The organism is Peptoniphilus indolicus ATCC 29427, from assembly GCF_000227315.1.
Lineage (GTDB): Bacteria > Bacillota > Clostridia > Tissierellales > Peptoniphilaceae > Peptoniphilus > Peptoniphilus indolicus.
Genome location: NZ_JH165061.1, coordinates 1048493 through 1056756, shown reverse-complemented (window position 1 = coordinate 1056756; position 8264 = coordinate 1048493). Strand labels below are relative to the sequence as shown.

At 29.5% G+C, this 8264-nt stretch carries 9 protein-coding genes; all 9 read right to left on the bottom strand.

Annotated elements, in window-relative coordinates; genetic code table 11:
• Nucleotides 1-7: 7 nt before the first annotated feature.
• On the bottom strand, nucleotides 8-1708 hold the full coding sequence (cydC, locus tag HMPREF9129_RS04750) for a thiol reductant ABC exporter subunit CydC (RefSeq protein ID WP_004820905.1): 1701 nt from the start codon (nucleotides 1706-1708) through the stop codon (nucleotides 8-10).
• 1 nt (nucleotide 1709) lies between these two features.
• The gene (locus HMPREF9129_RS11975; protein ID WP_004820903.1) at nucleotides 1710-2375 is read right to left on the bottom strand and encodes an ABC transporter ATP-binding protein; all 666 of its coding nucleotides are present in this window, start codon (nucleotides 2373-2375) and stop codon (nucleotides 1710-1712) included.
• A gap of 91 nt (nucleotides 2376-2466) precedes the next feature.
• On the bottom strand, nucleotides 2467-3384 hold the full coding sequence (locus tag HMPREF9129_RS11970; protein ID WP_004820902.1) for an ABC transporter transmembrane domain-containing protein: 918 nt from the start codon (nucleotides 3382-3384) through the stop codon (nucleotides 2467-2469).
• 51 nt (nucleotides 3385-3435) lie between these two features.
• Nucleotides 3436-4113 carry an ABC transporter ATP-binding protein gene (locus tag HMPREF9129_RS04740; protein ID WP_004820900.1) on the bottom strand — a complete coding sequence of 226 codons (678 nt, stop codon included), beginning with the start codon at nucleotides 4111-4113 and terminating at the stop codon, nucleotides 3436-3438.
• Complete coding sequence (locus HMPREF9129_RS04735) at nucleotides 4106-4915, bottom strand: ATP-binding cassette domain-containing protein (RefSeq protein WP_004820899.1); 810 nt, start codon at nucleotides 4913-4915, stop codon at nucleotides 4106-4108. Before HMPREF9129_RS04735 ends, HMPREF9129_RS04740 begins: the two co-directional genes overlap by 8 nt.
• The gene (locus tag HMPREF9129_RS04730) at nucleotides 4908-5468 is read right to left on the bottom strand and encodes an ABC transporter permease (RefSeq protein WP_257009190.1); all 561 of its coding nucleotides are present in this window, start codon (nucleotides 5466-5468) and stop codon (nucleotides 4908-4910) included. The genes HMPREF9129_RS04735 and HMPREF9129_RS04730 overlap by 8 nt, the downstream gene beginning before the upstream one ends.
• Before the next feature lie 254 nt (nucleotides 5469-5722).
• Nucleotides 5723-6691 carry an ABC transporter permease gene (locus HMPREF9129_RS04725; RefSeq protein ID WP_004820896.1) on the bottom strand — a complete coding sequence of 323 codons (969 nt, stop codon included), beginning with the start codon at nucleotides 6689-6691 and terminating at the stop codon, nucleotides 5723-5725.
• Complete coding sequence (locus tag HMPREF9129_RS04720; RefSeq protein ID WP_257009189.1) at nucleotides 6672-7436, bottom strand: ABC transporter substrate-binding protein; 765 nt, start codon at nucleotides 7434-7436, stop codon at nucleotides 6672-6674. Before HMPREF9129_RS04720 ends, HMPREF9129_RS04725 begins: the two co-directional genes overlap by 20 nt.
• Nucleotides 7437-7471: 35 nt before the next feature.
• On the bottom strand, nucleotides 7472-8264 hold a 793-nt coding region (locus tag HMPREF9129_RS04715), incomplete at its 5' end, for an ABC transporter substrate-binding protein (RefSeq protein ID WP_004820893.1).

The window sequence follows — 8264 nt, the reverse complement described above, 5'->3', positions numbered from 1 at the left end:
TTTATATTTACAATCTTTTCCAGTCTTCTAATTTCCCATCAAAAGCTTTTAGTCCGTTTTCAATAACAACGACTCTATCTGCTTCAAGTATAGTTGACATCCTATGAGCAATTGTAATGATAGTTTTCTCATTAGATATATTTTTTAAAGCTTGTCGGAACAATTCTTCACTTTTAGTGTCTAAGTTTGAAACAGCTTCATCCATTATTAAAATCGGAGCTCCCACAATTAAAGCTCTTGCTATTGCTATTCTTTGTTTTTGGCCTCCGGATAAGGTAATTCCGCGTTCTCCTACAAAAGAGTTATATCCGTCATCAAGTTGTTTAATAAATTCATCTGCTACAGCAATTTTACAAGCTTTTTCAACTTCTTCAAAACTCGCATCCGGCTTTCCAATCCTAAGATTGTCAATCAAAGTTCCATGAAAAAGGTATACATCTTGAGGAACGTATGCAATATTTTTTCTAACCTCTTGAGCGGTCATATTTTTATAATTTCGTCCATTAAAAAAAATATCTCCTTTTAAAGGATCATAAAATCTCATCAAAAGATTGATAAGCGTACTTTTCCCGGCACCGGATTTTCCTGTAATCGCAATATTTTCCATGGGCTTCACACTAAGATTAAAATCTTTTAATACTTCTTTTTTATTTTCATAAGAAAAAGATACATCTTTTACAAAAAGCAAATCATTATTAATAATTTTTGAATTTGTATTTTGGATATTAAAAATCATAGGTTGCTCATTTAACAATGCATTTATTCTATCTGCTGATGCAGCAACCACATTTATTTTTCCTGCAGTTGATGATACAGTAACTACCGGTATAAAAATATTTAATGCCATCATTACTAAAATTCCAATGTAATTTGGATTTAATTGTCCTCTTATTACCATTTTATTACCTAATATAAGCACTGAAATTAATACTACTGACATTACAAAATTTATTATTCCAGCTTGTAATCCTTTCATAAATCCATCCTTGGTATCTATTTTTCCCAATTTTTTTGTATCATCCACTACTTTTTGTATATATTTACTTTCTTTGCCAAAAATTATAATTTCTTTTAAACCTTGAACCGTATCAACTACTGATGCGTTTGTTTTTCCCAGTTTTTCTCTTGATTCCTTTCCTAATTTTTGATTTATACTTCCAAACCAATAGGGAATTGTAATAATTATAATGCCTGCCATTAATGATAGTAATGCTGCTTGCCATGATAATATTAAATACAATAATATGTATAAAATCATACATATTATGGCTATAATATAATCTCCTAACATATGAGCAAAAAAAGTTTCCAAAGTTTCTACATCTTCCATTATTATAGATGATACTTCTCCCGTTCTATATTTTACGGGATTTAATGGAGATGCAAATTCAATTGCATCAAACATATCTCCACGTAAATTTTCTAAAACTAAATAGGCTACATCATGGCATAATAACATATGAAGATAAGCTGTTATACCTTTGCCTATAATTAGTCCCAGCAATAAAGGAAAATATCTTGAAATCTCATTTGGTGAACTTCCGGAAAATGCAAGGGCTGTAAGATATGCTCCAAGTAAAAGAGAAGTCAATGTAAATAAGCTATTAAAAACTCCTGCAATTATTGATTTTATAAATACTTTTTTATGTTTGAAAGCATAAGGAGAAAGTTTCTTTATGCTGATATATTTTTCAAATCTATCCATCATTTTACATAACCTCTCTTTGAGCTAAAATTAATTTATAATACTCTTTTTTATTTTTTATAAGCTCTTTATGTTTTCCTTCTTCAACTATCTCACCATCTTTTAACACTAAAATTCTATCTACATTTTTAATTGTTGAAAGCCTATGAGCAATTGTTATCGATGTCTTATTTTTAAGTAAAATATCTAAGCTTTCTTGTATAGCTTTTTCGTTTTCTATGTCTACACTCGATGTAGCTTCATCTAATATTATTAAAGGAGCATTTTTTAAAAGCGCTCTAGCAATTGCTATTCTTTGTCTTTGACCACCTGAAAGATTTAACCCCATTTCACCTACAAAAGTTAAGTATCCTTCTTCCATACCGCTTATAAAATCATGAATTTTTGCTGCTTTGCAAGCACTTATTAATTCATCCATGCTCGCATCTTCTTTTGCAAGTTTCAAATTTTCCATAATAGTTCCGTTAAATAGATAAGTGTCTTGAGATACTACCGCTACTTGCTTTCTTAAAACTTCTAAAGGAATATCTTTAATATCAATATTATTGTAATAAATTTTCCCTTTGTCAGGGTCATAAAATCTCAACAACAAGTTTATTAGAGTGGTTTTTCCACTTCCCGATTCTCCTACAATTGCAATTTTTTCTAATTTTTTAATTTTAAAACTCATATCTTTTAATACAGTTTTTTTAGATTTAGGATAATTAAAAGAAATAGAGTTAAATTTTAATTCTATCGGTGATTTTAAGTGATTATATTCATTATCTTTTTTTATTAATCACAAATTCTTCTTCATCAAAAAGTTTTAATATTCCATCAGTTGATGTTATTCCCATAAAACCTGCATGAAAATAAATTGAAAGTTCTGTAATAGGTCTAAAAACTTCAGAAGTTAAAAATAAAAGTGTCGGTAATTTTTCAATAGCTAATTCTCCCTTTGCCGTATAATATGCGGCAAGTCCAAGAGTAAAAGCTGATCCAATAGATGCAGAAAAACCTGCAATTCCTACATCAAGAAGATTAAACCTTAAACTTTTCATTGTCTTTTGGAAAAGAATATGCATCTTTGCTTTTAAAAATTTTCCTATTCTTTGGCTTGCATTAAAAGCTTTTAAAGTTATCATTCCCTGTACAGCATCCACAAACTCTGCATTTAGATCCATATATGAACTCCAATGCTCTTTTGTAAACCTTTTTAGAACTGATACAAAAAGCATAGGCGCAAACAAAGATGCTAAAACTGAAATTAAGCTTATCATTCCCAATACAAATTTAATCGAAAAAATATAAATAACCATAGCCCCTGATCCCATGATACATACCAGTATTTGAGGAATGTATAATGTTAAATACCCTTCTAAATAATCTACTCCGGCCACAATAGTAGATTCAATTTCTCCCGTTCTATTATGAATCATATATCCCGGTCCAAGTTTCATTAATTTTTTGTAAGCTCTCATCCTGAGATAATTTTTAACTTTTGCTACTATCCATTTACCATACAATTGATTAAACCAAACCAATATAATTCTCAATAATAACATTGATGCTAAAACAATTAAATTATTCTTCATAGCTAATAAAGCTGAACCTTGGTACATTTGAGCAATTACTTTTCCTAAAAATATGGCTTGTATAATATAGCTTATGCTGATTATTATTCCAATTGCGCCCTTCAAAAAATATATTTTCTTACCCCTTGGGTCATTTCAACTATTCTTTATGAATCATCACTGTCTATCACCTTCTTTATTGAATAATTCTCTTATATGTGTATTTTCTAAAATATAGGCTCTGTTGCAAACTAAATTGATCAAATCCATATCATGGCTTATTATCAAATAGCTAAGATTATATTCTAATTGTAACTTTAAAAGTAATTTCATAATCTTTGCTTGAACCAATACATCTAGCATGGAAGTAGCTTCATCTAAAATCAACAGTTTCGGATTTTTAATAAGTACACGACTTAAACAAATCCTTTGAAGTTCACCTCCACTAAATTGATATGGATAGTCATTGATTCTACTTCCTGAAATCCCAACCTTTTCAAGTTCTTTAATTATTTTATGATTCATTTCTTTTTTACTTAATCGTGGTAAATTTTTCTTTTTAAAAAAACTTACTAAGGATTCCCTTAATGAATATCCAATTGATTTTAACGGATCAAGTGCAGTTTGCGGATTTTGTAAGACTATTCCTATATCATCTGTGTATACAGAAACTTCTCCGTAATCGACATTTTTTATACCACAAATTACATATAGAAGTGTTGACTTGCCTGAACCACTTTCTCCTACTAATCCTACAATCTCATTTTTATTAATATAAAGTGAAGCCTTCTCTAAAATCTTCTTACTATTATTGTAAGAAACACAAATATCCTTAACTTCTACTAACCTATCCATTTAAAATCCCCATTCCATTTGAAGGTAAAGCTTTCCAAAGTTCTTTTATATAAGGAATCGATGAATCCATTAATGTGTTTTTTGTATTACCATAATCTACAAGTTCGCCCTTATTAAGTACAGCACAATACTTAGCGTATTCTAATACAAGTTTTAAATCATGAGTAATGATTATTAGTTTAATATTTCTTTCATATGCCACTTTTTTCATAAGTTTTATTAAAGTAAAAGCCTTTTTTTCATCTAATCCCTTGGTTGGCTCATCAAGAATCAAAGTTTTAGTTTCCATTAAAAGTGCTATAGCAATCATTAGCCTAACTTTCATACCACCACTTAATTCATAAGGATACATCGACATAATTTTATTTGTCGGCGTAAGATCCAAAAGTTTAAATAGTTTATCAATTCTATCTAAAGATTCACTTTTAGAAATTTTCAAACTATTTCTTAAAGCTATAATAATTTGCTTGCCACAAGTTACAAGAGGATTTAATGCTCCTCCGGCGTTCTGCGGAATCCAAAGCAATTCTTTCCCCCTTAGTTTTTCAATTTCCTTTATCTTAAGATCTAAAAGCGAATATTCTATATACTTTTCGTCATAATATTTTATACTTCCGCAAATATTCATTTCAGGTGAAGTTAGACCCAATATAGATTTTGCCAGCAAACTCTTTCCACTACCGGTTTCTCCCAAAATAGCAAATATCCCATCATTTGGTATATTAAAGGAAATATCTTTCAAAAGCATTCCGGCTTCTCTATGACTTATGCTAAGATTTTCTATAAAGATTTTATTAATCATTTATTCCTCCTAAACGTCTAGTTCTTAAATCCATATTTAAAGAATCTGAAAATAACGTAAAAATTAGAACACAAGTTATCTGAAATAGGCCCGGAAAAATTATCATATGAGGAAAGCTATTAGCAAATCTTAAAGAATCTTTTAGAATTACTCCAAGCTCCGGTGTAGGAGGTTGAACTCCCAATCCTAAAAATGAAAACGAAGAAAGCCCTATCATTGTATGCCCAATAAGAAGAGGAAGAAGTGGCCATAAAATAAAAAATGCTCTTGGAATCATATGTGAAAACAAAATCTTTTTTTCACTAATTCCATTTAGCCTCAATCCTAAAACAAAATCACTATTTTTTACTTGACCAATTTCCGCTCTTACAAGCTTTATATTGTAAATTAATCCGTATATTGAAAAAATCATTATAACAACAGATACACCACCTCCAACAAACACACTCAAAAATATAGCAGCTAATATGGATGGAAATGATAACAATATATTAAAAAAATGTAAAAGAACTTCGTCAATTATACTTCCATAATATCCTAAAAATGCACCTATAAACGAACCTAAAACAAAAGGAATAATTTGAACTAATAAGGCATATAAAAATGTATTTCTAAATCCAACTATTGTTCTTAAAAAAGGTCTCTGCCCATATTATCCGTTCCAAAAAAGTGAGAAAGTGATGGTTGTTCAAAACTATTATATACACTAATTAAATTGCCGTCAGTAAATGTGGAGATGGCAATTACTGATACAACTATAAACAGGGATGTAAAACCTAGTATTAAAGTTTTTTATTCCTAATTTTTTCATTTTAAATTCCTCTTATTAACTTTATGATTTATATCATTTTTATTTCTTGAATCAAGCTTTGGATATATGAAGTCAGCAAAAATATTTAAAGAACATATCATAATCCCAATAATGAACAAAGAACCGCTTATAAGCGTAAAATCTTTAATTTGAACTGCTTTTTGGATAAGAGTACTAAAGCCCGGTATATTAAAAATTGTTTCAACCAAAACTGCCCCACCCAAAAAATTTGAAATATCAAGGACCAAAATGGAAATAGAAACCGGAAGAACGTGCGGAAGGACATGGTATTTTAAAATATCAAAAGATTTTAAGCCGTAAGAGCGAGCAAATTCAATATAAGGCTCTCTCATTACATCCATACATTTATTTCTTAATATTCTAGCCAAATTTCCTGCTGATAAAAAAGACATAATCAAAGCCGGCACTACTAAGCTTTTGAGCCCATAATATCCTATTGTATATTTCCACTTTAATTTTACAGATAGAATCCAAACTATAATTAAAGCAATCCAAAAAGATGGTATTGAGCAAGTCAATACAGACCAAAAATTAACAAATTTATCTGCAAGTCCCCTTGGTTTCATTCCGGATTTAAGTGCAATTGGAAATGCAAGCAAAATCTCAAATAAAACACTAAGAAGTGATATTCTTAAAGTTAATTTATATTTAGACCAGAAAATTTCACTTACGGGCTTATTAAAACTTAAGGATTTTCCAAGATCTCCCTTAGAAACTCCCTTAAGCCAATCAAAATAAAGATTCCCAAAAGATTTATCAATCCCTAATCTTTGTCTATAATCATCGGCCTGCTTTTCTGTTACATTGTTTGTATCAAGTTGCTCCTGGAGTAAAAGTCTGGCAGCATCTCCAGGAGCAAAATACATAACGGCAAAAGAGAGTAGAGATACTATCATTACTGTTGGTATTAATAAAATAAAACTTCTAATCAAGCGAGCTTTCATCTTCTACTCTCCTAACTCCGTTTAAGTCAATTTGGAATACATTTCCATCAAATTTAAATCCTTCAAATTTTTTGTTGTGAATTATATATCTTATATCACTAAATAACGGAGTTGAAACTGCTTCATCTTGCTGAATTTTCCAAATATCTTGAGCAGATTCTTTTATTTTTGACGGATCTGTAGCTTCTATAAAATTCTTACCCGCATCTTTCATCTCTTGATTAATTCCATATCCTAAACCATAATCCGAATAGTCATCTGACAATCCCATATAGCCCAAACTGTCAATAAGAGGTACAAACCACGGATGAGACATAATTAAATCAAAATTACCACTTTTAATTGTTTCAATTCTTTTAGCTCCAGATAAAACTTCTATATTTAAGTTAACTCCTAGTTTAGCTGCTTGAGATTTTAAATAAATAGAGACATCTTTTTGGTATTCTTCATCATCTATAATGAATTTCATGTCAAGCACCTTTCCATCTTTATCAACAGTAGGTGTACTTTCATTTCCAACTTTATAACCAGCTTTTTCAAGATATTTTTTACTCATATTTAAATCATATTTAAGTTCACTATTTTCATCAGGACCATCTTCAAATTTAGGATTATATAAATATCCACAAGGATTAGGTATACCAAACAATACAGTTTTCACCAATTCTTCACGATCAAACATAGTTAAAATAGCTTTCCTTAAATTAATATCTGACATCTTTCCAGTTTTCCAATTAGAATTTATACTAGCTACAGAGGTATAATTTTCATCAGACTCTTTTACAATATTGTAATTCTTATTTTTTTAAAATCGTAAATTGTACTATAAGGTAGAGAAATATAATGCTCTGTCAAACCTAAAACATCTATTTGACCACTTTCAAGAGCAAGTTTTCTAGTTTGTTCATCAGCTATTGCATGCCAATTTATAGTATCTATATCAGTCTTATAATTCTTATCCCAATAATCATCATTTTTCTTTAAAATTGAAATTTCTGCTTGAGTAGTTTCAACAAATTTAAAAGGACCAGTTCCAACAAGAGAAGTCTTATTACCCTTATCATCCAAACTATCTTTTGGAACAGCTGGAATTTTTGATAAATCCTGCAACAAATATAGGTATGGCGCATTTAACTTAACCTTCAAATGTCCATCTTCAACTACTTCTACATTATCTAAAACATATGAATAAGAACAGTAATTAATAGTGCCGCCAGTTTCTATATTATATTTTAGAGCATCACCTGTTAGCATAGTTCCATCATGAAATTTAACATTTGTATTATAAAAAAGATCATACTCCATATAATCTTTGCTTATTTCCCATTTAGTTACCAACCATGGTATGGGCTTATATAAATGATCAATACGAGTTAGAGAGTCAAATATTAAACTATGTCCCTCTTTAGAAGTTTTAAAATCTTTAATTGAACCCACATTTAAAACGTTATCTTCAGTTCTTATATCTGCTGTAGCAACTTTACTCTTTTTATCATCACTGCTATTTACTTCTTTCGATTTATTTGTACACGAAACTATAATTAAAGATAAAATTAAAAACATAATTATAAAA

What these genes read in the sequence shown, in the direction of transcription:
- HMPREF9129_RS04725 (WP_004820896.1), bottom strand. Translation starts at nt 6,691, where the DNA reads ATGAAAGCTCGCTTGATTAGAAGTTTTATTTTATTAATACCAACAGTA.
- HMPREF9129_RS11975 (WP_004820903.1), bottom strand. Translation starts at nt 2,375, where the DNA reads ATGAGTTTTAAAATTAAAAAATTAGAAAAAATTGCAATTGTAGGAGAA.
- cydC (WP_004820905.1), bottom strand. Translation starts at nt 1,708, where the DNA reads ATGATGGATAGATTTGAAAAATATATCAGCATAAAGAAACTTTCTCCT.
- HMPREF9129_RS04740 (WP_004820900.1), bottom strand. Translation starts at nt 4,113, where the DNA reads ATGGATAGGTTAGTAGAAGTTAAGGATATTTGTGTTTCTTACAATAAT.
- HMPREF9129_RS04735 (WP_004820899.1), bottom strand. Translation starts at nt 4,915, where the DNA reads ATGATTAATAAAATCTTTATAGAAAATCTTAGCATAAGTCATAGAGAA.